Annotated in this window: 24 protein-coding genes; 13 read left to right on the top strand and 11 right to left on the bottom strand. The window is 66.8% G+C overall.

Translation table 11 applies throughout. The features are described 5' to 3' along the window. The 3 genes from ACGVWT_RS16810 to ACGVWT_RS16800 all read left to right on the top strand — a co-directional run bounded on the left by ACGVWT_RS16810 (position 1) and on the right by ACGVWT_RS16800 (position 1274). Entirely contained in the window at positions 1 to 477 is a 477-nt protein-coding gene (locus ACGVWT_RS16810; RefSeq protein ID WP_315463038.1) for a DUF6176 family protein, read from the top strand. A gap of 316 nt (positions 478 to 793) precedes the next feature. After that, positions 794 to 1099, top strand: a complete 306-nt coding sequence (locus ACGVWT_RS16805; protein WP_116462657.1) for a helix-turn-helix transcriptional regulator — start codon at positions 794 to 796, stop codon at positions 1097 to 1099. A 4-nt stretch (positions 1100 to 1103) separates the two neighbouring features. After that, positions 1104 to 1274 carry a metallothionein gene (locus ACGVWT_RS16800; RefSeq protein ID WP_116462658.1) on the top strand — a complete coding sequence of 57 codons (171 nt, stop codon included), beginning with the start codon at positions 1104 to 1106 and terminating at the stop codon, positions 1272 to 1274. Positions 1275 to 1565: 291 nt separating this feature from the next. Here ACGVWT_RS16800 and purQ read toward each other — a convergent pair whose 3' ends face one another. From purQ to ACGVWT_RS16780, 4 genes are all read right to left on the bottom strand, one after another. Further along, complete coding sequence (purQ, locus tag ACGVWT_RS16795; RefSeq protein WP_315463037.1) at positions 1566 to 2234, bottom strand: phosphoribosylformylglycinamidine synthase subunit PurQ; 669 nt, start codon at positions 2232 to 2234, stop codon at positions 1566 to 1568. A 1-nt stretch (position 2235) separates the two neighbouring features. After that, positions 2236 to 2466: a phosphoribosylformylglycinamidine synthase subunit PurS gene (purS, locus tag ACGVWT_RS16790; protein ID WP_315463036.1), complete on the bottom strand. Its 231-nt coding sequence runs from the start codon at positions 2464 to 2466 to the stop codon at positions 2236 to 2238. 3 nt (positions 2467 to 2469) lie between these two features. Next, positions 2470 to 3249 (bottom strand): phosphoribosylaminoimidazolesuccinocarboxamide synthase, encoded by a 780-nt coding sequence (purC, locus tag ACGVWT_RS16785; RefSeq protein WP_043060658.1) that lies wholly within the window; start codon positions 3247 to 3249, stop codon positions 2470 to 2472. A gap of 117 nt (positions 3250 to 3366) precedes the next feature. Further along, positions 3367 to 4206, bottom strand: a complete 840-nt coding sequence (locus tag ACGVWT_RS16780; RefSeq protein WP_315463035.1) for a hypothetical protein — start codon at positions 4204 to 4206, stop codon at positions 3367 to 3369. Positions 4207 to 4307: 101 nt separating this feature from the next. Between ACGVWT_RS16780 and ACGVWT_RS16775 the strand changes: the two genes are divergently transcribed. Next, on the top strand, positions 4308 to 5018 hold the full coding sequence (locus tag ACGVWT_RS16775; protein WP_315463034.1) for a DUF2490 domain-containing protein: 711 nt from the start codon (positions 4308 to 4310) through the stop codon (positions 5016 to 5018). Then, positions 5018 to 6757, top strand: a complete 1740-nt coding sequence (locus ACGVWT_RS16770) for a chloride channel protein (RefSeq protein WP_315463033.1) — start codon at positions 5018 to 5020, stop codon at positions 6755 to 6757. Before ACGVWT_RS16775 ends, ACGVWT_RS16770 begins: the two co-directional genes overlap by 1 nt. A 5-nt stretch (positions 6758 to 6762) precedes the next feature. Here the strand turns inward: ACGVWT_RS16770 and kynU are convergent, their stop codons facing one another. Both kynU and ACGVWT_RS16760 read right to left on the bottom strand, forming a co-directional pair. Beyond that, positions 6763 to 7977 (bottom strand): kynureninase, encoded by a 1215-nt coding sequence (gene kynU / locus ACGVWT_RS16765; protein WP_315463032.1) that lies wholly within the window; start codon positions 7975 to 7977, stop codon positions 6763 to 6765. After that, positions 7974 to 8819, bottom strand: a complete 846-nt coding sequence (locus ACGVWT_RS16760; protein WP_315463031.1) for an alpha/beta hydrolase — start codon at positions 8817 to 8819, stop codon at positions 7974 to 7976. Before ACGVWT_RS16760 ends, kynU begins: the two co-directional genes overlap by 4 nt. 91 nt (positions 8820 to 8910) lie before the next feature. Here ACGVWT_RS16760 and parC point away from each other — a divergent pair, with 91 nt between their 5' ends. The 3 genes from parC to ACGVWT_RS16745 all read left to right on the top strand — a co-directional run bounded on the left by parC (position 8911) and on the right by ACGVWT_RS16745 (position 16444). Beyond that, complete coding sequence (gene parC / locus ACGVWT_RS16755) at positions 8911 to 11163, top strand: DNA topoisomerase IV subunit A (protein WP_315463030.1); 2253 nt, start codon at positions 8911 to 8913, stop codon at positions 11161 to 11163. Between the two features lie 371 nt (positions 11164 to 11534). Further along, on the top strand, positions 11535 to 14654 hold the full coding sequence (locus tag ACGVWT_RS16750) for a TonB-dependent receptor domain-containing protein (RefSeq protein ID WP_315463029.1): 3120 nt from the start codon (positions 11535 to 11537) through the stop codon (positions 14652 to 14654). A gap of 95 nt (positions 14655 to 14749) precedes the next feature. After that, positions 14750 to 16444 carry a bifunctional diguanylate cyclase/phosphodiesterase gene (locus ACGVWT_RS16745; protein ID WP_315463028.1) on the top strand — a complete coding sequence of 565 codons (1695 nt, stop codon included), beginning with the start codon at positions 14750 to 14752 and terminating at the stop codon, positions 16442 to 16444. On the opposite strand, the gene ACGVWT_RS16740 is transcribed toward ACGVWT_RS16745, so the two are convergent. From ACGVWT_RS16740 to ACGVWT_RS16725, 4 genes are read right to left on the bottom strand one after another with little or no spacing between them, the layout of a single operon-like run. After that, positions 16360 to 17574, bottom strand: a complete 1215-nt coding sequence (locus ACGVWT_RS16740; protein ID WP_315463027.1) for a CCA tRNA nucleotidyltransferase — start codon at positions 17572 to 17574, stop codon at positions 16360 to 16362. The genes ACGVWT_RS16745 and ACGVWT_RS16740 overlap by 85 nt on opposite strands. Further along, a complete protein-coding gene (locus tag ACGVWT_RS16735; protein WP_315463026.1) occupies positions 17565 to 18161 on the bottom strand; it encodes a CoA pyrophosphatase in 597 nt (198 codons plus the stop codon). Before ACGVWT_RS16735 ends, ACGVWT_RS16740 begins: the two co-directional genes overlap by 10 nt. Further along, on the bottom strand, positions 18158 to 18721 hold the full coding sequence (locus ACGVWT_RS16730) for a DUF1285 domain-containing protein (RefSeq protein ID WP_315463025.1): 564 nt from the start codon (positions 18719 to 18721) through the stop codon (positions 18158 to 18160). Before ACGVWT_RS16730 ends, ACGVWT_RS16735 begins: the two co-directional genes overlap by 4 nt. 40 nt (positions 18722 to 18761) lie before the next feature. Further along, positions 18762 to 19286, bottom strand: coding sequence for a GNAT family N-acetyltransferase (locus ACGVWT_RS16725; protein WP_315463024.1), 525 nt, complete (start codon positions 19284 to 19286; stop codon positions 18762 to 18764). A 131-nt stretch (positions 19287 to 19417) separates the two neighbouring features. Between ACGVWT_RS16725 and ACGVWT_RS16720 the strand changes: the two genes are divergently transcribed. After that, entirely contained in the window at positions 19418 to 19789 is a 372-nt protein-coding gene (locus tag ACGVWT_RS16720) for a dihydroneopterin aldolase (RefSeq protein ID WP_116462670.1), read from the top strand. Between the two features lie 18 nt (positions 19790 to 19807). Here ACGVWT_RS16720 and ACGVWT_RS16715 read toward each other — a convergent pair whose 3' ends face one another. Next, positions 19808 to 20617, bottom strand: coding sequence for a hypothetical protein (locus ACGVWT_RS16715; protein ID WP_315463059.1), 810 nt, complete (start codon positions 20615 to 20617; stop codon positions 19808 to 19810). A 301-nt stretch (positions 20618 to 20918) separates the two neighbouring features. Here ACGVWT_RS16715 and ACGVWT_RS16710 point away from each other — a divergent pair, with 301 nt between their 5' ends. The 4 genes from ACGVWT_RS16710 (at position 20919) to ACGVWT_RS16695 (ending at position 23531) form a co-directional block, all read left to right on the top strand. Beyond that, positions 20919 to 21593: an energy transducer TonB gene (locus ACGVWT_RS16710; protein ID WP_017979408.1), complete on the top strand. Its 675-nt coding sequence runs from the start codon at positions 20919 to 20921 to the stop codon at positions 21591 to 21593. Positions 21594 to 21679: 86 nt separating this feature from the next. Continuing rightward, positions 21680 to 22471 (top strand): MotA/TolQ/ExbB proton channel family protein, encoded by a 792-nt coding sequence (locus tag ACGVWT_RS16705; RefSeq protein ID WP_116462672.1) that lies wholly within the window; start codon positions 21680 to 21682, stop codon positions 22469 to 22471. A 124-nt stretch (positions 22472 to 22595) separates the two neighbouring features. Continuing rightward, on the top strand, positions 22596 to 23072 hold the full coding sequence (locus ACGVWT_RS16700) for a biopolymer transporter ExbD (protein WP_024310304.1): 477 nt from the start codon (positions 22596 to 22598) through the stop codon (positions 23070 to 23072). A 30-nt stretch (positions 23073 to 23102) separates the two neighbouring features. Then, positions 23103 to 23531, top strand: coding sequence for a biopolymer transporter ExbD (locus ACGVWT_RS16695; RefSeq protein ID WP_024310303.1), 429 nt, complete (start codon positions 23103 to 23105; stop codon positions 23529 to 23531). Positions 23532 to 23691: the final 160 nt, after the last annotated feature.

Here is a 23691-nt window from a genome sequence, read left to right as displayed (position 1 = left end):
GTGCGCGGCATCACGACACGGTATCGATCCTTCGCGCTCGGCATAGTCGCCGGCATCGGCGTTACCCTCTGCCTCGGCGCGGCAGTGCCGCAATCACCGCCGGAGCCGTTGCGCCCGGTTGAGGTGACGCTGCACCGTTTCGACCGCAAGGCGGGAAGCGAAGCCACCTTCCGCGAGTGGATCGACTATCTGCGCAGCCATCATCGCGAGGCGGTGGCGACGCTGGGGCGCGAGCGGACCTATTTCGAGGCGATGTTCACCGCGCCGGATGAGCCGCGCCGTCTGTATTGGCTGGAGGTGAAAGGGGCCGGCGGCAAGCCGGTGGAGAGCTCGAATCAGGAGCTCGATCGCCGTCACATTGCCTATATGGACGCCGTGCTCATCAAGGGGTCGCACGCGCGGTTGCAGACCGAGAACGTGCTAGTGCCTGACTTTATCGTCCGCGCCGTTGCGGCCAAGCAGCGCGAGGAGCGGTGATGCGAAGCGTAAGCCGCAGTGTCGATAAAGGCGCGCGCGCTTAGGTCGTCAGTAAAGCACTTCGGCACCCGCATCGCCTCGCGCACCGATCCCGTTCGCCCTCGATCCTTGATAAACCAGCTGACGCATGCACGCGTCCGTCGATGTCGTCCCTCGTCGCCGACCGCCACGAACCTCCGAATGCTGCGCGATGCGGCGCGCATGGCTGCGGCTGTGCCAGCGGAAACCCACGCCGGCTGCTGCGATCAACCACATTGCAGCTTGACATAGATCAACACATGAACATATTAGGATGTGTTCATGTGTTGAAGGATGTATGACAGCGGACGAGAGCACACAGCTAGCCGAACTGTTCCGGCTGTTGGGCGAACCGAACCGGCTGCGGCTGGTCGCGGCGTGCCTCGACGGGCCGCGCACGGTCGGCGATCTGACGGCAGAGGTCGGCATCAGTCAGAGCCTGGTGTCGCAGCATCTACGGCTGCTGCGCGCGGGGCGCTTGCTGAAGCAGGAGCGTAGCGGGCGGAACGTCTTCTACGATCTGCCAGACTGCCACGTGCGCACCATGCTCACCAACATGATGGACCACGTATCTGAACCCGAAGACCATCATCACGAGGAATAGAATCATGAGCGTCAACGTCGACATGGTGAAGTGTGCCTGCGCAGACTGCGTCTGCATCGTCAGCCCGCAGGGTGCCGTGCAGGCCGAAGGCCGCGCCTTTTGCAGCGACAATTGCGCCAACCACCACGAGCAGTCGGCCGGCTGCGACCACGCGGGTTGCCCCTGCCACGGCTAATTGGGGAGGGGGCGGGCTGCCGTCCCCTTCGCTCTCTTCCTGCGTTGATTGGCGCAGTTAAAAAGCCTCACAGCCCGGGAAGACCCTCGCGGCCGGTCTGATGAGGGCCAAGGGGCGGTGAACCGAGCTACTGGCGAGCTTCGGTCGCCATCCTAACGGGGAAACTGGCCAGAACTGCGTCCGATACTGGCGCCCACCAGCCTTCCGCTTGAAATGAGCGCGGCCATAGGCAGGCCGAATGTTCGGGCGGCTGACGAGCCTCGTGCACACGGTAGCGTCTGCGTAGCTTAATTAAGCCCCGATCGTCTCTAGCACGCCTTCGAATAGGCGGCGGCCGTCTGTGCCGCCGTGCGCCGATTCGATCTTGCGTTCGGGGTGGGGCATCATGCCGAGCACGTTGCCGGCGGCGTTGAGGATGCCGGCGATATTGCGCGCGGAGCCGTTGACGGTCTCGCCATAGCGGAAGGCGACGCGACCTTCGCCTTCGAGGCGGTCGAGCGTGTCGGCGTCGGCGAAGTAATTACCGTCGTGGTGCGCGACTGGCACGCGGATCGTCTCGCCCGCATGGTAGCGGCTCGTGAAGGCCGATTGCGCATTCTCGACGGTCAGCGCGACATCGCGGCAGACGAAGTTGAGGCCGGCGTTGCGCATCAGCGCGCCGGGCAGCAGGCCGGCTTCGGTCAGCACTTGGAAGCCGTTGCACACGCCGAGCACGGGCAAGCCCTTGCCTGCCTCTTCGACGACGGCCTGCATGATCGGCGAGCGTGCTGCGATCGCGCCCGAGCGCAGGTAATCGCCGTAGGAGAAGCCGCCGGGCACGGCGACTAGGCCGACGCCGTCGGGCAGTGCCGTGTCTGCGTGCCAGACCATCGCGGGCTTGGTGCCGGTCACCGCCTCCAGCGCGACGGCGAGGTCGCGGTCGCAGTTCGATCCCGGAAAGACGATGACGGCGGTCTTCATCTTAAACGCGCTCCACCCGGAAGTTCTCGATCACGGTGTTGGCGAGCAACTGGCGGCACATGCCGTCGATCGCCTCGTCGCTGGTCGCATCGGCGACTTCGAGTTCGAACATCTTGCCGGCGCGCACGTCCTCGACGCCTTCGAAGCCGAGGCTGCCGAGGGCGTGGTGGATGGCGCGGCCCTGCGGATCGAGAACGCCGGGCTTGAGGGTCACGAAAATGCGGAGTTTCATCGGTTACTTGCCCCGGCGCTTGCGGTGGGAATCGAGGTCGAGCACGGCGCTGTCTTCGCCTTCGGGCATGAGCCCCAGACGACGTGCGACCTCCTGATAGGCCTCCGCCTCGCCGCCCAGGTCGCGGCGGAAGCGATCCTTGTCGAGTTTCTCGTTCGATTCCATGTCCCACAGGCGGCAGCCATCGGGGCTGATCTCGTCCGCCAGGATGATGCGGCCGTAGTCATTGTCCCAGATGCGGCCGAATTCGAGCTTGAAGTCGACCAGACGGATGCCGATTCCCGCGAACAGGCCGGTCAGGAAGTCGTTCACGCGGATTGCGAGATCCGCGATGTCGTGCATCTCGTCCTGGCTGGCCCAGCCGAAGGCGGCGATATGTTCGTCGGAGATCATCGGATCGCCGAGCGCATCGTCCTTGTAATAATATTCGATGATCGTGCGGGGCAGCTTGGTGCCCTCTTCGATCCCGAGGCGCTTCGACAGCGAGCCGGCGGCGACGTTGCGCACGACGACCTCGATCGGGACGATCTCGACCTGACGGATCAGCTGCTCGCGCATGTTGAGGCGGCGGATGAAGTGCGTCGGCACGCCGATCGCATCGAGCAGCGTGAAGACATGCTCGGAAATGCGGTTGTTGAGCACGCCCTTGCCGCTGATCGTGCCCTTTTTCTGGGCGTTGAACGCGGTCGCATCGTCCTTGAAATACTGGATCAGCGTGCCGGGCTCGGGGCCCTCGTACAGGATCTTGGCCTTGCCCTCGTAGATCTGGCGGCGGCGAGCCATGCGCGACTTCCCCTGAAAGTAGGCAGCCCCGGCGGCGCGGGTGAGCCGCGCGCCGGGGCCGGAATGGGCGGGCCTATAGGGGAAGGGGGCGGGAGGTGCAATCGCGCAAGGGACGCCTTAGCCGTCCGCCTCCCGCCGCCAGCGCGCGACGGGCCTGCGCATCCGCCGCCACAGCAGCAGGCCGATGACGAAGACGATCGCCGGTGGGCCGAAGATCGCGACGATTCCGAGCAGTACGGCGAGCGTGACCTGACCTGACGCGACCATGGTGTCGAGGGCGCTGGTAAGCGGCGCGCTGGTGTCGAAGCCGCGCACGGCATCACCCGATTCATAGTCGAAGGTCATGGGCGTGCGGGCGAGGCTGGCGCGACTGTCCGCGGCTGTTGCGGCGGCGTCGCGTGCCGCGGTCGCCGCGGCGGCGCGCTGGCGTTGCAACTCGGCGCGCTCTTCCGCGCTGGCGTCGCTGCGGGCCAGTGCCGCGTCGGCGCGGGCAACCGCCGCGGCGGCCTCGGCCTGGGTGCCGCCAGCGCGTTCGATCGCCTCGGCGGCGTCCGTGCCGGTGATCTCGGCGCTGACGAGCGTGCCCTTCGCGTCCTGTACGATGTCGATGCCGCGCTTGCCGAAGGCACGGGCAATCGCGGGGTCGAGTTTGAAGTGCAGGCTGCCCCGAATGTCGTTCTCGCCAACGACGCGATAGTCCATGCCGGTGATCCGGCATCGCATGATTCCCAGCTTTTCGCAGGTGCTGGCATGTGCTTCCTGCACGGCGGCAATGGCACGGGGCGGCAGACGGAAGCCGTAGCGATAGTTGAACGCGACACCCGGTGCTGCGGTGACAGCGATGCCGGGGGCACCCGCGGTATCGGACGCGGCGGGAGCGTCATTAGTGTCCGGGGCCTTGCTGCACCCCGCGAGCATGGTGATGGCGATACACACGGCTGCACCAGATGCCCGCATAGCGGCGATCCTCCCCCTCTGATCTGATACACCATCTGCCTGGTAGGATTTGCCGTCAAGATGCTCATGACATCAGCCCCATCATCGCCTAAGCGCCGCCGATGTTGCCGCAGCGCGTCCGCTTCCGATCACTGTATGTCGTGACGGCCTGTGTGTGGCTGGCCACTGCCGGTCCCGCCGCCGCACAGCAGCAGGATGGACAGGTGTGGACGCAGGTGAACACCAACGTACCGTTGACCGACGATCTGCGCGTGACGCTGGAGCAGATTGCCCGGTTCAGCGATCGTCAGGATGGGCTGTATCAGACCGAATTCGGAGCGCTGTTGGGGTTGAAAGTGACGAAGCAGCTCGAACTCGGCTTCGGCTACCGCAAGGTCGGTGCGCATAACGGGAATACGGGGGCGGACGAGGATCGCATCCGCCAGCAGGTGGTGGGCACATTCGGACCGGTCGTAACGCGGTTCCGGATCGACGAGCGCTTCAACCCGCGCGGGCCCGGCGTCGGCATCCGCATCCGGCCGCTGGTGCGTTACAATTACAAGCTGCGCCCCAAGGGCTGGGCGTTGTTCGTCAGCCACGAAAGCTTCTACCTGCCCAATTCCACCGGCTGGGGACAGCGGAGCGGGTACGAACGCATGCGTAATATCGCCGGAGTCGTGGTGCCGATCGGCAAGCGGATGAGCATGGACGTGGGATATCTGAACCAGTTTCGGCCCGGACGGACGAACGCGCGGGCGCAGATGGACCATGCGGTGACGATGCAGCTGACGATCAACCTGCGCGGCTTCGCCTTTCCAAACGTCCACGACTGATGACTTTGGTGCGCACCGTGTCGTCCTGGGTGCGGCGGCGGGCGCGCGCGAGCGAGGCGGTGCTGATCGGGCTGGCGGTCGTAGTCGGCGGCGTCGCCGGGTTGCTCAGCGTGGTGCAGGGCGCGATCGCGCGGACGTTGCAGCATTGGCTGTTCGCGCTGCCGAACGGCGGGCGGCTGAGCGCGGCAGACCATCTCGCACCGCTCGCGCTGCTGGCACTGCCCTTGGGCGGCCTGGCGCTCGTCGGCTTTTCCTGGATCACGCGCGCGCGAACCCGGCGGATGATCGACGCGGTGGAGGCGAATGCGCTGCACGGCGGGCGGATGTCGTTGACCGATAGCCTCGTCATCTCGGGGCAGACGATCCTGTCCAACGGCTTCGGCGCCTCGGTGGGGCTGGAGGCGGCCTATGCGCAGCTGGGCGCGGTGATGGCATCGATCGCCGGTATGCGGCTGCGCCTGCGACGCGGCGACCTGCGCGTGCTGGTGGGTGCGGGGACGGGCGCCGCGATTGCCGGCGCATTCGGCGCACCGCTGGCAGGCGCTTTTTATGCGTTCGAGATCGTGATCGGGGCTTATACGCCCGCCGCGATCGCGCCCGTCGCGGCGGCATCGCTGTCGGGCGTGCTGGTGGCGCAGGCGTTCGGCGCGCAACCGTATCTGGTCAGCGCCAGCGCGGGCGAGGCGGTGGCGACGCACCATTACCTGATCTACGCCGGGCTGGGCGCCATCGCCGCGCTGGTCGGCGTCGCGCTGATGCGCAGCGTCGCCGAGATGGAGGCGCTGACCCGGCGGCTGCCGATGCCGGCGGCGTGGCGGCCAGTGCTGGGCGGCGTGCTGCTGATCCCGCTCGCGCTGCTGACGCCGCAGGTGTTGTCGGCGGGGCATGGCGCGCTTCACCTCGATCTGGAATATGGTTTGCCACTGACCTTCATCGCGGCGGTGTTCGTGATGAAATGCGCGGGCTCGATCGTGTCGCTGGGGTTCGGCTTTCGCGGCGGATTGTTCTTTGCCTCGCTGTTTCTCGGCAGTCTGCTCGGGCATCTGTTCGCCGGGCTGCTGGCGCTGGCGGCCGGGCAATCCGTAGTCGATCCGCAGAATGCCGCGCTCGTCGGCATGGCCGCGCTCGCCGTCGCCGTGGTGGGTGGGCCGATGACGATGGCGATGCTGGTGCTGGAGGCGACGCATGACGTGCCGCTCGCTGCGGCGAGCCTTGCCGCGGTGCTCGTCGCCTCGACGATCGTGCGCGAGACGTTCGGCTATTCCTTCTCGACCTGGCGGCTTCACCTGCGTGGCGAAACGATCAAGAGCGCGCGGGATGTCGGCTGGATGCGGACGCTGACCGCGGGGCGGATGATGCGACGCGTCGAGCGCGCGACGCCGGCCGATATCAGCGTTGCCGCGTTCCGGCGGGCGTTTCCCCTCGGGTCGACCAGTCGCGTCGTTTTGGCCGATGCCGACGATCGCTACGCCGGGATCGTGCAGACCGCGCGGGCCTATGGCGAGGACGCGGCAGTCGACGCACCCGTCGGCAGCCTCGCGATCCATCACGATCTCGCCTTGCCACCCGACGCGGACATCAAGGCGGTGATGGCGGCGTTCGACGCGGCAGGTGCGGACGAGCTGGCGGTGGTGGGCGAGGGCGACCGCGTGCTCGGCATCCTCTCCGAACCGTATGTGCGCCGCCGCTACGCCGAGGAACTCGACAAGGCGCAACGGGATCTGTTCGGCGAGGATTGACCGGTTCAGGTCACTGCGTTGCGGATGGCATAAGCGGGATCGCGCCAGCTTTCGTCGGCGATGACCTGTCGGATCGTCTCGCCCGCCTGCCACGCGTCCTCATGGCTGAGGTAGAGCGGCGTCAGGCCGAGGCGCAGGACGTCGGGCGCGCGGAAGTCGCCGATGACGCCGCGCGCGATCAGCGCCTGCGTCAATTCGTAGGCGTGGGGCGCACGGAAGCTGATGTGGCTGCCGCGCTTTGCCGGGTCGGTGGGGCTGACGCAGTCGAGGCCCGCGGCGGTGCCGGCGGTGTGGAGGATATCGAACAGCGCGGCGCTCTTCGTGGCGATGGTCTTCTGGTCGATGTCGGCCCATAGCCTCAGCGCGGCCTCCAAGCTGGCCATGGCCAGGATCGACGGCGTGCCGACCAGCCAGCGGCGCATGCCTTCGGCGGGGCGATAGGCGTCCTGGAAGGCGAAGGGTTCGGCATGGCCCATCCAGCCGCTGATCGGATTGACCAAGGCCGTCTGCAGGCGTTCGGCGACGTAGAGGAAGGCGGGGGCGCCAGGGCCGCCGTTGAGGTATTTGTAGGTGCAGCCGACCGCGAGGTCGACGTTGGCGGCGGTCACGTCGAGCGGGACGGCGCCGACGCTGTGGCTGAAGTCCCAGAGCATCAGCGCGCCGGCGGCGTGTGCGCGGGCGGTCCAGTCGGCGAGGTCGAAGCGATCGGCGGTCTTGTAATGGACGTGGGTGAGGAGAAGCAGCGCGGTATCGTCGTCGAGCGCGTCGGCGAGTTGGTCGCGCGCCACCACCTTCAGCTGCGCGCCGGGGACGCAGCCGACCGCGCCTTCGGCGATATGCAGGTCGGTGGGGAAGTTACCGGCTTCGCTCACCACCGTGCGGCGGTGGGGATCGTGGCGCAACGCGGCAACGATCGCCTTGAACAGGTGGGTGGAGGTGGTGTCGCCGACGATGACCTCTTGGCGCTGCGCACCGATCAGCGGGGCGATCAGGCCGCCGAGGCGCTGCGGCGCGTCGATCCAGCCTTCGTTCCAGCTGCGGATCAGCCGCTCGCCCCACTGCCGCTGCACCGTGTCGGCGAGCGCGGGCGTGACGGCGCGGGGCAGGACCCCGAGCGAATTGCCATCGAGGTAGATCACGCCCTCCGGCAGCGCGAAGGCGTCGCGGTAGCGGGCGAGCGGATCGGCGGCGTCGAGGGCGCGGGCCTGGTCGCGGGTCATGCGGGTTCCTTTGCGAGGGCGGCGAGGACGAGCGCGCGGGTGGTGGTCCAGGCAGCGGTGCCGGGGGCGATGAGCGCGACATGCCCGGTGTCGGGAATGGTGTGGAGTTCGACCGGGTCGCCGGCGGCTTGCGCGCGCGCGACATAATCGGTGGCGAAGCGATAGGGGACGATCGCGTCCTCGCGCCCGTTGACGAGGATCTGCCGCGCGCCGATCGGCAGCAGCGGGGGAATCGACGTGTCGGCGAACGGGTGCGGGCGGTTGCCGACCAGTTGCGCGATCACGTCCGTGCCGCATCCATTGTCGGGGCTGGCGGCGACGGCTGAAAGGTCGGGCAGGCCGCCGAGGCTGATGACCTGCGCGATCGGCAGCGGATCGGGGCTGGCGAGCGGGCTGCCCGCGGGCAGTCGGTGGCGTGCGGCGAGCCATAGCGCGAGATGCCCGCCTGCCGAATGGCCCACCGCGACCATCCGATCGAGGTCGAGCCCATGGGCGCCCGCCTCGTCACGCAGCCGATCTGCGGCAGCGGCGACGTCGCGGAAGGTGCCGGGATAGCCGCCGCCGCTACGGTCGACGCCGCGATAATCGATGTTCCACACCGCGACACCGGCATCGCGCAGGTCACCCGCGATCCAGTCCATCAGCCGCCGGTCGGCGATCTCCGTCTGCCAGCAGCCGCCATGGACCATCAGGACGACCGGATGCGGCCCGTCCGCGGCCGGGCGCCACAGGTCGATCACCTGCAGCGAATCCGGGCCGTAGGCGATGGTGGCATCGGCCGCCGGGCGCGGGCGGTCGGTCAGGTCGGGCCAGGTGAGGGCGGCGTCTGTCGAGGCTGGCATGGCATGCGGCGCTATCGCATCGTTTGCCTCCGCGCCACCCGCCCTGCCGATCCGGTTGGATCGCGGGCCGTCCCCTGCTATCGTTCCCGATATGGCCACCGATTTTCAGGAACCGACGGTGGGCGTGCTCGACGCGCCCTTCGATACCGCGCTGTCGGACCGCTACCTCGTCTATGCGCTGTCGACGATCACCGCGCGCTCGCTGCCCGACGTGCGCGACGGCCTGAAGCCGGTGCACCGCCGCCTGCTGTGGGCGATGCGGCTGCTGAAGCTCGATCCCGCGCAAGGCTATAAGAAGTGCGCGCGCGTCGTCGGTGACGTGATCGGCAAGTATCACCCGCACGGCGACCAGTCGGTCTATGACGCGATGGTCCGGCTCGCGCAGGATTTCGCGCTGCGCTATCCGTTGGTCGACGGGCAGGGCAATTTCGGCAACATCGACGGCGATAACGCCGCGGCGTACCGCTACACCGAGGCGCGGCTGACGCAGGTTGCGATCGACCTGATGGACGGGCTGGACGAAGACGCCGTCGCCTATCGGCCGACCTATAATGGCGAGGAGCAGGAGCCCGAGCTGTTCCCGGGCCTCTTCCCCAATCTGCTCGCCAATGGCGCGGCGGGGATCGCGGTCGGCATGGCGACGAGCATCCCGCCGCACAATGCCGCCGAATTGCTCGATGCGGCGATGATGCTGGTCGACAAGCCCGATGCGCCCGACGCCGCGGTGCTCGACTATGTGAAGGGGCCGGATTTTCCGACCGGCGGCATCGTCGTCGATCCGGCGGCGGTGATCGCGGAAAGCTATGCCACGGGGCGTGGCAGTTTCCGCGTCCGCGCGCGCTGGGACATCGAGCGCGAGAAGGGCGGCGGCTGGCAGATCGTCGTCAGCCAGATCCCCTATGGCGTGCAGAAGGGCAAGCTGATCGAACAGATCGCGGGCCTGATCAACGACAAGAAATTCCCGATCCTGGCCGACGTGCGCGACGAATCGGATGCCGAGATCCGCGTCGTGCTCGAGCCGCGCAGCCGCACCGTCGACCCGCAGGTGCTGATGGATGGGCTGTTCCGCTTTTCCGACCTCGAAACGCGCATCAGCCTCAACCTCAACGTGCTCGATAAGGAGCGCACGCCGCGCGTCATGTCGCTGGGCGGGGCGCTGAAGGCTTGGGTCGAGCATCAGTTCGTCGTGCTCGACCGCCGGACGCGGCACCGGCTGGGCAAGATCGCCGACCGGATCGAACTGCTCGATGGCTATCTGATCGCCTACCTCAACCTCGATCGGGTGATCGAGATCATCCGCACCGAGGACGAGCCCAAGCAGGTGATGATGGCGGAGTTCAGCCTGACCGACCGGCAGGCCGAAGCGATCCTCAACATGCGGCTGCGCAGTCTGCGGCGGCTGGAGGAGTTCGAGATTCGCGGCGAGCGCGACAAACTCGACAAGGAACGAACCGAGCTGGAAGGGCTGCTCGCCGATCCCGCCAAGCAGAAGCGGCGGATGAAGCGTGACCTGAAGAAGATCCGCGACCGCTACGGCCCGGAGACCGCGCTCGGCGCGCGGCGGACGGGGATCGAGGAAGCGGCGCCGACCCGCGACATTCCGCTGGAGGCGATGATCGAGCGCGAGCCGATCACGGTGATCCTGTCACAGCGCGGCTGGATCCGCGCGATGAAGGGGCATGTGGACCTTGCCGCGTCGGATACGCTGAAGTTCAAGGAAGGCGACGGCCCCGCCTTCGCCTTCCACGCGCAGACGACGGACAAGTTGCTGCTGGCGGCGGAGAACGGGCGGTTCTACACGCTGGCGGCCGACAAATTGCCGGGGGGGCGCGGCTTCGGCGAGCCGGTGCGCGCGATGATCGACCTCGACGGATCGGTCGCCGTCGCGGCGTTCCTCAATGCGCGCGCGCAGGAACAGTTGCTGATCGCGGCGACCGACGGGCGGGGTTTCCGCGTGCCGGTGGCAGACGTGATCGCCGAGACCCGCAAGGGCAAGACGGTGATGACGCCGCGGCCGGGGCAGAAGTTGCTGGTCGTGCGCCCGGTGGTGCCGAACGCCGATTACATTGCGGCGATCGGCGATAACCGCAAATTCCTGGTGTTCCCGATCGCGGAGCTGCCGGTGATGACCCGCGGGCAGGGCGTTCAGATCCAGCGCTTCCGCGAAGGCAGCCTGTCCGATGCGACGACCTTCGTCTTCGCCGAGGGGATGAGTTGGCCAATGGGCGGCGACACGGGCCGCACGCGGACGGAAAGCGACCTGTCGCTGTGGCGCACCGCGCGCGGTGCCGCGGGGCGGACGCCCCCGACGGGATTCCCGCGGGACAATCGCTTCGGGGGGTGAGGGCAGCGGGTGTTCGCGCGCCGTATTGTCATTGCGAGCGCGCGAAGCGCTCCAGGGCGGCTTGGTCCGGCTCCGGATTGCTTCGCGGCGCTCGCAATGACGGCGTTGATGAGCGAACCCTGCTCCTCCCGCTGAACGATCGATGAACGATGGAAGCGCTGCTGTCCTTGTCGGCAAATAAAAGGACTGTGCTAAAAATAGCACTTGCAGGCGGACAAGGTAAGGCACTGAAAGTCGAAGAATTTATGAGTTGAGATAATGGGCTGCAACACTGACTTAATCTGCTCGTCATCTAGTGAAAAATTTGTAATTTGAGTGATGTTACAGCGCTATGACAGCGCTCACGTCAGGAAAACAAAAGGGATCCTGTCGTGTTCACCAAAACCCTGCTCTCCACCACGAGCCTGTCGGCGTGCCTGATCTCCACTGCGATGGTCGCCGCGCCGGCCCTGGCCCAGACGACCGATGCCACCGCCTCTACGTCTGTGCAGGCGGTGCCGACGCCGACGCCCGCCGCTGCAAAAAGCGACGACATCGTCGTCACCGGATCGCGCATCCGGCGCCCGTCGATCGATAATGCCCAGCCGACCAACGTCATCGATTCGAAACTGCTGGACGACCGCGGCTATGCCAACGTCGCCGATGCGATCAACCAGCTGCCGGGCTTTGCGGTGCCGGACAGTTCCTCGATCGGCAACCAGGGCAACGGCTTCGGTGTCGGCCAGAGCTTCGTCAATCTGTACGGCCTCGGCTCGCAGCGGACGCTGACGCTGGTCAACGGTCGGCGCTTCGTCGGTGCCAATGCCTCGACCGTCTTCTCGTCGGCCGGTGGCGGCGGGCAGGTGGACCTCAACACCATCCCGACCAAGCTGATCGAGCGCGTCGACACCGTGTCGATCGGCGGCGCGCCCATCTACGGCTCAGATGCGATCGCGGGCACGGTCAACATCATCCTGAAGCACGATTATGAGGGCATCGACCTCGATGGGCAGGCCGGGATCAGCCAGCGCGGCGATCTGGGCAACCAGCGCATCCGCGCGCTGGTCGGCAAGAACTTTGCCGGTGGCCGCGGCAACATCACCGTCGATGCGGAATATAATCACGACGACGGCCTGCTGGGCAGCCAGCGCAGCGTCATCGCGCAGCAATCGGGCTTCATCACGCCGTTTGATCCGAGCAACCCGTCTCAGCCGCTGGCAAATGCGCAGTATCAGAAGATCCTGGTGCAGAACCTTCGCACCTTTCTGGGCGAACCGGGCGGCAACCCCTATTTCCTCGACCGGGGCACGCTGGGCAAGACGCGCAGCATCACCGACGCCAACGGAAACCTGCTGCGATTTGCCCCCGACGGCACGCTGGTGCCGTTCAACACGGGACAGGTGACGACCGATCCTACCACCTTCCTGGGCGGCGATGCGCTCGACATGGCGAACATCACCAACCTGCGCGTCAACGACAATCGCTTCAACGCAACGGCGCTGCTCAACTACCAGCTCACCGACTCGGTGAAGGCATATGGTGAGGCATGGTATTCGCGCAGCAACGCGACGAACCTCGCCGGCCAGCCAGTCTACAATACCGCCTTCTTCCGCCAGGCGGCGCCGGGCGCCTTCGACATCAACGGCAATTACATCATGAAGGTGGGCAACCCCTTCCTGACCCCGCAGGCCAAGGCGATCATCGTCCAAAACCTGCTGGCGAACGGTCTGCCCGCTACCGACAACGACGTCTTCTATCTGGGCCGGGCGAACACCGACCTTGTCACCGGAGTGTCGCGGCTGGAGCAGGACATGTACCGCTTCGTTGGCGGCTTCACCGGCGACTTCCAGGCGCTGGGCCACAAATGGACCTGGGATGCCTCGGCCAATTACGGGCGGACGAGCGGCACGTCGTTGATCCCCAGCCTGGTCGAGCCGAACCTGCGCCGCGCGCTCAACGTCGGCACCGATGCGAACGGCAATATCGCCTGTGCAGCGTTCAATCCCGATCCCAACGATCCCACGGCGCCGCCCAACACGCCGCAATATAATGGTACGATCTCGCAGACCTGCGCACCGCTCAATCTGTTTGGTAACGGTGCGCCGACGCAGGCCGCCCGCGATTACGTGACGACGATGGCCCGGACGCAGTCGATCACGAGCCAGCGCGATTTTCTGGCGACGCTGACGGGGGCGTTGGCGACGCTGCCCGGGGGCGATCTGGGCGTATCAGTCGGCTATGAGAACCGGCGCGAATATTCGCGCTTCTCACCGGACGCCTATTATACGCAGGCGCTGGGCCGTTCGATCCCGATCTTGGGCGTCGAAGGCAGCTACGTCACCAACGAGGTGTTCGGCGAAATGCGCGCGCCGCTGATCGGGCCGAACCAGCATATCCCGCTGATCCACGAGCTGGAGGTGAATGCGGCGGGTCGCTACGTTCACAATTCGGCGAATGGTGGTGCCTTCACCTGGACGGCTGGCGGACGCTGGGCGCCGGTGGCAGGCTTCGCGATCCGCGGCAATTACACCCGCGCGATCCGGGCACCGTCGATCACCGAGCTCTTCGCGGCGAACCAGCCGGCCTATGACGGCGGCTACGATCCGTGCGACCAAAGCAACGTGAGCGCCGGACCCAATCCGGCGGTGCGGGCGAAGAACTGCGCGGCGGCGGGTGTTCCGGCAAACTTCAGCTCGCTGATCAATTCGGCGACCGTGCCGGTCACGATCATCGGCAACCGCAACCTGCAGAACGAAAAGTCGTCGTCCTGGACGGTCGGCGGCGTCTTCGATCCCGCCTTCCTGCATGGGCTGACGCTGTCGGCGGATTATATCAGCATCGACCTGCGCAACGTCATCACCGCCTCGTCGGCGACATCGGTGCTGAAGGGGTGCTATGATTCGACCAGCTACCCCAACAACTTCTACTGTGGGTTGATCACCCGCGGCACCGGCTCGGACAATCTGGGGCAGGTGACGGCATTGCAGGAGCCGTACGTCAACCAGGGGGCGCTGGTGTTCAGGGCGATCGAGGCGACCCTGGCCTATCCGATGACGCTGCCGGGTTCGATCGGCCGGCTAACGGTGCAGGCGAGCTACCAGCACGTCATCAAGCAATATGCCGTCATCAGTGCGGACAGCGGCATCCAGAACGAACGCGGGCAGCTCGGCACCGGCAATTTCGTCGACCGGGCCAACCTGAACGCGACGCTCGACAGCGGCAACGTGTCCTGGTTCAACCAGATCCTGTACACGGGACCTGCCGTGTTCGATCCGACCGAGCAGCCCGGCACGCGCGATGTGATGGGGGTCGGCAGCTATGTGATGTGGAACACGGGCATCGTGATCCACGCCACGCCGCGCTTCGATTTCCGCATAAACGTCAACAACGTCACCGATCGCAATATCCCCTATGCGGCGGCCGCCACGACTGGCGGGTCGTCGGCGGCGAACGTCTATTACGACGCGCTGGCGGGACGCTCGTTCCTGTTCGGTGCGGCGATACATCTGTAAACGGCTTACGCGGCCCCTCCCCGGTGGGGTGGGGCCGCGTAAACGTCTGGCCGACTTTCAGATCGCTTTAACGAACGCCGGTTATGGACGGGATTATGGCTACCGCCTCGTCCGATCTGGTGCCCCCGTTTTCCGCTGCGCAGGAGATGCTCGAGCGGGACCTCGAGCTGATTCCGATCCCCGCGGTTCAGGTGGTGCGCGAGGGCGATGCCTTTGGCTTCCTCTCGATGAACCGTGCCTACCGACTCGCGGGACTGGGTGTGGTGGCGGATCGATCGCCGATGTTGGCGTTGCTCGCGAGCCGGATCGACGCATTCCTTCGGTCGACCGAGATGCGCACCGATTTCGACTGGTCGATCGGCCAGGTGATCGATTCGCGCTATTATCGCGTGACCTTCGCGCGGCCGACGCCGGCGCTGCGCGATCGGTGCCAGATTTCGTTCATCGACCTGACCGCACAGGTCCATACCGAACGCTCGCTACGCCGCGAAATGACCACCGACAGCCTGACCGGCCTGCCCAATCGCGAAGGCTTCGGCGACGCGATCGAGACGGCGCAGAAGGATCAGGGGCGTTGCGCGGTGCTCGTCATCGACCTCGACCGGTTCGGGCGGCTGAATGCGTGCCTGGGTGGTCTTGCCGGCGACGAGCTGCTGATCACCGTCGCGCGTCGGATCAAGGGGGCGCTGCGGGCGCGCGATGTGCTGGCGCGAATCGGTGGCGACGAATTCGGGATCCTGATGGGGATCGACGACGATCAGGCCGAGGCGACCTGGCTCGCCGAGCGCATCCAGCGCGTGCTGACGGCGCCGTTCCGCCTGAGCGATTACGAGATCGGCATCGAATGTTCGGTCGGCATCGCGCATGCCGACGAGAGCGTCGAGGATGCCGAGGAGCTGATCCGCAACGCGCAATTCGCCGCGAAGCGCGCCAAGTCGGGGTTGCAGGTCGAAAGCTATCAGACCCAGGCCTTTACGCTGGCGCGCGAGCAGTTCGCGATGGAAACCGCGCTGCGCCGCGCGATCGAGGAGCGTCAGCTGCGCCTTGCCTTCCAACCGATCTGCGACCTGTCGAGCGGCGCTATCGTGTCGTTTGAAGCGCTCGCGCGCTGGCGCGACCCGCAGGGCGTCGAGCATGATCCGGGTGCCTTCATCCCGGTCGCCGAGGAATCGGGGCTGATCGTGCCGCTGGGACGCTGGGCGATCGAGGAAGCGGCGCGGACGCTGCGCTGGTGGGACGAGGAATGCGGCGGGACGTGCGGCATGCGCCTCGCGGTCAATCTGTCGGCGATCCAGATGCAGCGCGACGATATCGCGCCTGTCGTCGAGGCGGCGCTGATCCGCCACGATCTGACGGGCGACCGCCTCGTCCTGGAACTGACCGAAAGCGCGATCGTCAGCGATCCCGACCGTATCGCGGGGATCATGCACGCACTGAAATCGCTGGGTTGCACGCTGGCGATGGACGATTTCGGCACCGGCTATTCGAACCTCGCCTACCTTCAGAAGCTGCCGATCGACATTTTGAAGATCGACCGCAGCTTCGTGACGGGCATGCTGACCGACCGCGACAAGATCGCGATCGTGCGCGCGGTGCTCAGCCTGGCGCAGGCGCTCGGCATGCGGACGACTGCGGAGGGCATCGAGAGCAACGATCTGGCGCAGACGCTCGCGGCGCTGGGTTGCACCTACGGCCAGGGCTATCTCTACGCGCGGCCGCTCGAGGCCGTCGATGCGCTGTCGGCGATCCGGGCGGCGAGGGCGTCCTTGACCGCTGCATCCGCGATCTGATCGACGCGATCCGCCGGGGGAAAGCCCTCGGCGATCCAGCGTGTTTCGATCGCGCGTAGCACCGCGGCGACTTGTGGCCCTTTCGACAGCCCCCGCGCCACCAGCGCGCCGCCACCGATCGGCAGGGCGGGCGGCGTCCAGTCCTGCAACGCCGACACGTCCTCGCCGGCCAGCAACAGGCGATCGATCGCGCTCGCCAGGCCGACGCGATAGGCGAGCGCGCGCGGCCCTTCGTCGCCCGGACCCTGCGTCGCAGCGCAGAGGCGCTTGCGGTCGACATTCGACAGCTTGAGGCGCGCGCCGACGCTTTCCGCCGCGGACGCCGGGATCAGCGTCGCCAGCCGGCGGATCGCATCGGGTGCGATGCCGGCCGCAGCCTCGCGCTCCGCAAGTTCGGCAAAAGGCGCGGCATCGGCGATTTCGGGCAGGACGGCGCGGAAGATGCCGTGGTCGATCATGAGGGTGACGACGGGCACCGCCTGTGCCGCAACGAGCAGCTTGAGCAACTCGGATGCGATCCGTTCGCGCGATAGCGCCATCAGGTCGTTGGCGCGGGCGCTGCAGGCCGCAAGGCCCTCCGCGTCGATCGTGTCGCCGAAGCGGGCGTGGAAGCGGAAGAAGCGAAGGATGCGCAGATGATCCTCCGCGATCCGCCGATAGGGATCGCCGATGAAGCGCACGACGCGTGCCTGAAGATCGGCAAGGCCACCGACCGAATCGCACACCGCGCCCGTGACGGGATCGGCGTACAGCGCGTTCATCGTGAAGTCGCGGCGTGCGGCATCCTCGTCCCACGCGTCGGTGAACGCGACGACCGCGTGGCGTCCGTCGGTGCTGACGTCATGACGCAGCGTCGTCACCTCGATTGGGCCGGACGGCAGGACGGCAGTGACGGTGCCATGGGCGATGCCGGTGGGCACGGCGCGGATGCCGGCGGCCTTCAGACGGGCGAGAACGGCGTCGGGCAACAGGCGCGTCGCGAGGTCGACGTCGGCGGGATCGAGTCCCAGCAACGTATCGCGCACCACGCCGCCGACGAGCCGGGTTTGATCCGGACCGCCCAATGCCTCGATCAGCGCCGCAAAGCCTTCGCGCGCCGCAAGTCGGCCGAGGTTCAGTGTCACGCCCATGCGAGCTGCCGGGACAGATTGACCAGCATCGCTGCGGTTGCCCCCCAGATGCGGCGATCCTGCCAGCGAATCTCGTAGAAATGCCGCGTCTGTCCGCGCCATTCGGCGCTCGCCTGCACCTGCTGCGCCGGGTCGAGAAGGTGATCGAGCGGGACTTCGAAGACGCTGGCGACCTCCGCCTCGCTCGGTACCAGCGGCACGTCCGCCGGGACGACGCCGAGCACCGGCGTGACGGCGAAGCCGGTGACGGTGCGATAGGGCGCGATGCTGCCGACCACGTCGACGAGGGCGCGGGGCAGGGCGACCTCCTCTTCCGCCTCGCGCAGCGCAGCGGTCACCGGATCTTCGCCGGGATCGAGGCGGCCGCCGGGGAAGGCGACCTGGCCCGCGTGATTGCGTAGCGTGTCGGTGCGCTGGGTCAGGATCACGCCCGGGCGGGGGCGGTCGGTCACCGCGATCAGGACCGCGGCGGGCGTCAGATCGGCGTCGTTGCGGGCTTCGAGGTCGCGATGATCGCTCGTCAGCAGCATGGGCTGCGCGGCCCGTCCCGTATCGAGGGCGGCAGCCAGTCGCGCGGCGAGACTCACGCGGTCATGTCCAGTGGGAAGAAGGCGCCGTCGCTCCAGATGCCGGGCCGCTCCGGTTCGGCAAGTGCGCGTTCGGCGAGGTCGTAATAGACCGGCCGTGCGACCAGGGCCTCGAGCCCGCCGCGGACGTGGAGATAGGGGCGGGGGCCGTCCTCGCTGGTGGCGAAGCGCAGCGGATGATCCGGGCCGGCATTCACGAGATCGCCGGTGTTGAGCCGGAAGGCGAGGCGACTGTCGGGGCCGTCACCCTCCGCCTTCATTTCGACCGCGACGAAGGGAGCGTCTTCGACCGCGATGTCGAGTTTTTCGACCGGCGTGACCAAGACGTAGCGGCCATCCTCCTCGCGGCGCAGGATGGTGGAAAACAGGCGCACCATCGCCTGGCGGCCGATCGGCGATCCCTGATGGAACCAGGTGCCGTCGCGGGCGATGCGCATCTCGCTGTCGCCGCAATGTGCGGGGTTCCAGTGCTCGACCGGCGGCAGGCGCCGGTGTTCGACCAGGGTAGCGATCTCGGCTAGGCTGAGACCGGCGAGATCGGGAAGCTCCTCCATCGGCATGGGGGCGAGGTAGGGGCTGGCAGGCGCGACGTAAAGCGGGTCAGGCGCTCGCGGCCTCTACGGGCAAGGCGATCGGTCCGAGAACCCCGTGGATTGCGGGCACATTGGCACCGCGCGCGAGCAGGCGGTGGCGTTCGACCGGGCCGGGCAGGCGCCAGCCGGCAGTCCGCGATGCGTCGAAGCCGAAGAAGCGCGCATAATATTCCGGGTCGCCGATCAGCATCAGCGCGCGATCGAGGCCATGCTCCGCTGCGGCGTCGAGTGCATGCGTAATGAGGCGGCGGCCAATGCCATCGCGTTGCCGGCCCGGCTCGACCGCGACCGGACCGATCATGGTCAGGCGATGGCCCACGCCGTCGTCACCGGTCAGCAGGACGGGCCAGCATTGGATCGAGCCGATCAGCGTGCCGTCTTCCAGCGCCGCGACGCTGAGCGCGGGCACCGCGGCGGCGGCGCCCCGCACCTTATAGGCGGTACGTCCGTGACGGTCCGTACCGAACGCACGGTCGAGTAGCGCCTCGACGGCGGCGTCATCGATATCAGCCAGCGGCACGAAAGCGATCACGGGCAGGGGTCCTTCACGCCCGACAGCGGGCGGCGGCGCGCATGACGCGCGCGGGGGCGGATGGCAAGCGGAATGCGCAAGGACCACACCCCACTCGCGTCCCGCGAGCAGGCTTGCTAGAGGCGCCGCCCATGCAAGACCGTCTTCAGCTGCAGGTCCACGACCTCGAAGTCCAGGTGCTCACCGGCATCTATTCGGAAGAAACGCACCTGCCGCAGCCACTGCGCATCGACCTGACCGTCGATCTGCGCTGCCCGGATCATTTCGCACCCGATACGCCGCTGTCGGCGTCGAAAAACTATCTCGATCTGAAACATGCGGCGACCACGGCATTGCCCGAGGGGCTGCACTTCACGCTGATCGAGGCGGTCGCGGACCATATCTGCGAGACGCTGTTCCTCGCCGACGAGCGCGTGCTGCGCGTCGAGGTGAAGATCGTAAAGCTCGCCATCGCCGAGGCGGGCGAATCGATCGGGATCACGCTGGTCCGTCACCGTCGGTAAACGGCGGCGCGGGCCGGATCAGCGCAGCGTGCGCGTCCGGCCGCAGGAGCCGAGCTGTTCCAAGACGAAACGATAGTCCTGCCGCGCCAGCTCCGCATTCGCCGGATCGAGCGACGCGGTGCTGCGGGCCGGAAGGGCGGCGGGCAGGGCGCAGGCAAGGCGATACCAGAGCAACGTGTCGCGTGCCGGCGGCGCCGCGGCCTCGTCGACGATCTCCGACAGCGCGACCGCCCAGCGCGGCTGCTCGCCGGGCCGGCGCAGGACGGTCAGCGACACCGGCGCGCCATTCGCGGTGGTGAGGAACACCTGCGTCTCGCCTTCGCCGGGCAGCGCGCCGGGCACGTGAAAGGCATTGCCGATGCCGGTGACGACGGGCGGGGCATCGGCGGCGACAAGGCTCTGCGCGATCGCGCGGACGCGCTGGTCTTCGGTCGGGGACCAGGGAATCTGCGCATCGGGCGCGACGAGCTGAATCTGATTCGGCGTGCCCGGTACGCTCCGCCCGAACAGCAGCACGCGCAGCTTCTTGAGCTTTGGCTGTCGCCCGGCCGAATCGGGCGCCACATCAAGCAGATAGCCGATTCGCGGCGGCAGTCCGCCCGCACCGCGCACCAGCGCGACCAGATCGGCCTCGACATAATAGCGTGTCATGCCCGGCGCGACGCCTGCCGAATCGGCGCCTTTCAGCTTTAGCGCGGAGCGGATCGTAGCGTCCGCGATGATCGGCGACGCGATCACCAGATCGGCGATGTCGGCATATGGCGGAGCGGTTTGCGCGCTGACGCCCGGTGAGGCGCTTGTGGCCGAAACCGCGGAATTCTGCGGCATTTGTGCGGCAATAAGGGGGCTGGATACGGCCGAGGCGAGGCAGGCGAGCAGGGTGGCTGGCCGGCGGTGAAAGGCGCTGATCATGGCGGTAGCGCTAGCCCAGCGCGCCTGAACGATACAGAAATAATTCTGTCGCGAAGCGATTGTACGTTTGTTGCGTCCGACAAAGCGTTTGCGCGGCGGGGAACGGGGCGATAGGACTGACGGCACTGCCATATCCGGCGCAGCCGGGGCAGTGGCCTACGCGTGTCCTTCCCCCAGGCGCCGCGAGGACCACGAGATTAGGGAGTGTCGTTGCTGAATGGCCTATGCTGACCAGAAGATGTCCGGTGGCAAGATGGTCGCGATTTTCATCGTCGTGCTCATCCATGCGGCGCTGGGCTATGCCTTCGTCACCGGGCTCGCGTACCAATACGTGAAGAAGGCCCAAGAAAAGCTTAACACGTTCGACGTCGAGGAGCCGCCGCCCCCGCCGCCGGACGAACCGCCGCCCCCTCCGCCCGACACGCCGATGACGCCGCCGCCCGTGGTGTCGCCGCCGCCGATCGTGCAGAATCCGAATCCGCCGCCCGTGGTGATCCAGACGGTCACGACGCCGCCTCCGGCCGTCAATCTGACGCCGATCGCAGCGCCGCCGGCCCCGCCTGCTCCCCCTGCGCCGCCGGCTCCGCCGGTCGTCAGCAAGGCTGCGGGTGCGAAGGGTGACCCGTCGGCGTGGATCACGAACGACGACTATCCGCCCAGCTCGCTTCGCAACAACGAAGAGGGCACCAGCGTGATCGCATGGACGATCAGCACCGCTGGCCGGGTGGAGAATTGCCGGACGACCTCGTCCAGCGGCTCGTCGGCTCTCGATCGTGCAGCTTGCGCGGCGATCACGCGGCGGGGTCGCTATACCCCGGCGCAGGACGCCAGCGGTAACCCGATCGCCACGACGCAGACCCGGCGCGTGGTCTGGAAGATCCCGAAGGAATGATGCGGCCCGCCCGTTATCCGGAATAGGCCGGACGACGGGCGGATCCTCCCCGAACTTCTACACCGTTTGACAAGGATTTAACCCAAATGCTCACCACCATTCTCGCGGCCGGCGGCACCGCGGCAGCCGAAAACCAGTTCGGCCTGCAGGCCGCTCTGAAGGAAGGCGGCCTCATCTCGCAGTCGGTCTTCACGATCCTCGTGCTGATGTCGATCGTCTCCTTCTACATCCTGTTCTCGAAGCTGTTCGAGCAGCAGAAGATCATCAACCAGGCGAAGCGCGTCCGTCAGGGTTTCTGGCAGTCGAGCAACCTGCGTGAAGGCGCGGCCAAGCTCGAGAAGAACTCGGCCTACAAGCAGCTCGTCGATGACGGTCTGCAGGCGCAGGACCAGCACGCCAAGCTGACCGATCCGGTCGAAGCGCACGACTGGCTGCACGGTTCGCTCGCCCGTTCGGAAGCGGCGATCAACTCGAAGCTGGGTGGCGGTCTCGCCTTCCTCGCGACCGTCGGCGCGACCGCACCGTTCATCGGTCTGTTCGGCACCGTGGTCGGCATTTACCGCGCGCTGATCAAGATCGGTGCGTCGGGCGATCCCTCGATCGACAAGGTCGCCGGTCCGGTCGGTGAGGCGCTCATCATGACCGCACTCGGCCTGGTCGTCGCGGTTCCGGCCGTGCTCGCCTACAACTGGCTGCAGCGCCGCAACAAGTCGATCGCGGAAGACCTGTCGGCCTTCTCGAACGACGTGCTGGGCTTCCTCGCTTCGAACGGCGCCGTGAAGCCGACGATCGCAGGTGCCGCTTCGAAGGCGCCGGTGAAGCCGGTTGCCGCGACCACGACCGCCGGCCAGGCCGGTGGCGTGCAGACGCGCCCGTAAGCGACGAGGCTGCGGGATGTGCCGCTTGCGGCGCATCCCGCAACCCGCCGGCGCCGGTGCCCTTGGACTCGTCCACTGCGGCAGACGGCGTCCGGCCATAAGGAATGGATAGGATAGCTCGCACATGGCGATGAGCACTGGAGGAGGAGGCTCCTCCGAGAAACCGATGTCGGACATCAACACCACGCCACTCGTGGACGTGATGCTGGTGCTCCTCATCATCTTCCTGATCGCCGTTCCGGTGGCGATCCAGACGGTCAAGGGCATCGTTCTGCCCAAGGTCCGTTTCGATCCGACGACGACGAAGCCCGAAAACGTGCTGCTGTCGGTGACGAGCGGCCCGGACGGCAACTGCCTCGTCTATTGGGGCACGTCGCCGATCACCAGCAAGGACCTGCTGACCCGCGCGGTCGACAAGCTGAAGCTGGAGATCGAACGCCAGGGCGGCGCGGGCAACCCGAACCTCGAACTGCCCGAAGTCCATATCCGCGGCGACGTCAACACGCCCTACAAGTGCATCGGCGGCACCATCTACACGATGCAGCAGGCAGGCTTCGCCAAGGTCGGCTTCATCTCGCAGCCGCCACCCGCGGGTGGCTGATCTGCCCCGCCCGACCCAGGAGTATTTGACATGGCAATGAGTGGTGGCTCGGACGACGGCGAGCCGATGATGGACATGAACACGACGCCGTTGATCGACGTCATGCTCGTGCTCCTCATCATGTTCATCATTACCCTTCCGATCCCGACGCACGCGGTGAAGGTCGACCTTCCGGTCAACGATCCGCGTAACCAGAAGCCGCCGGTCGATCCGCAGAAGAACAAGATCATCATCGACGCGGCCGGTACGGTCTCGTGGAATGGTCAGCCGGTCGACGAGGTGACGCTGCGTCAGTATCTGGACACCGCTGCGGCGATCAATCCGGAGCCGGAACTGCACTTCCAGCCGGATCCGCAGGCGAAGTACGACAAGGTCGACCAGACGCTGGCGGTGATCAAGCGCTCGGCGGTCACGAAGCTCGGCTTCATCGGCAACGAACAGTATCGCAACGATTTCTGATTCGCGCCGAGCGGTACGATGACAGGGCGGTCCCATCCGGGGCCGCCTTTTTTTGTGCGTCAGGGGGGCGTGGGGATTGCGTGGGTCTGGTCTTGGGGGAACGCTGAGCCGCTGAGCCGCTGAGCCGCTGAGCCGCTGAGCCGCTGAGCCGCTGAGCCGC

The sequence above is a fragment of the Sphingomonas sp. S6 genome (assembly GCF_043498045.1).
Classification (GTDB): Bacteria; Pseudomonadota; Alphaproteobacteria; order Sphingomonadales; family Sphingomonadaceae; genus Sphingomonas.
Note: the sequence above shows the minus strand (reverse complement) of the source record. Positions and strands in the feature narration are given on the sequence as shown.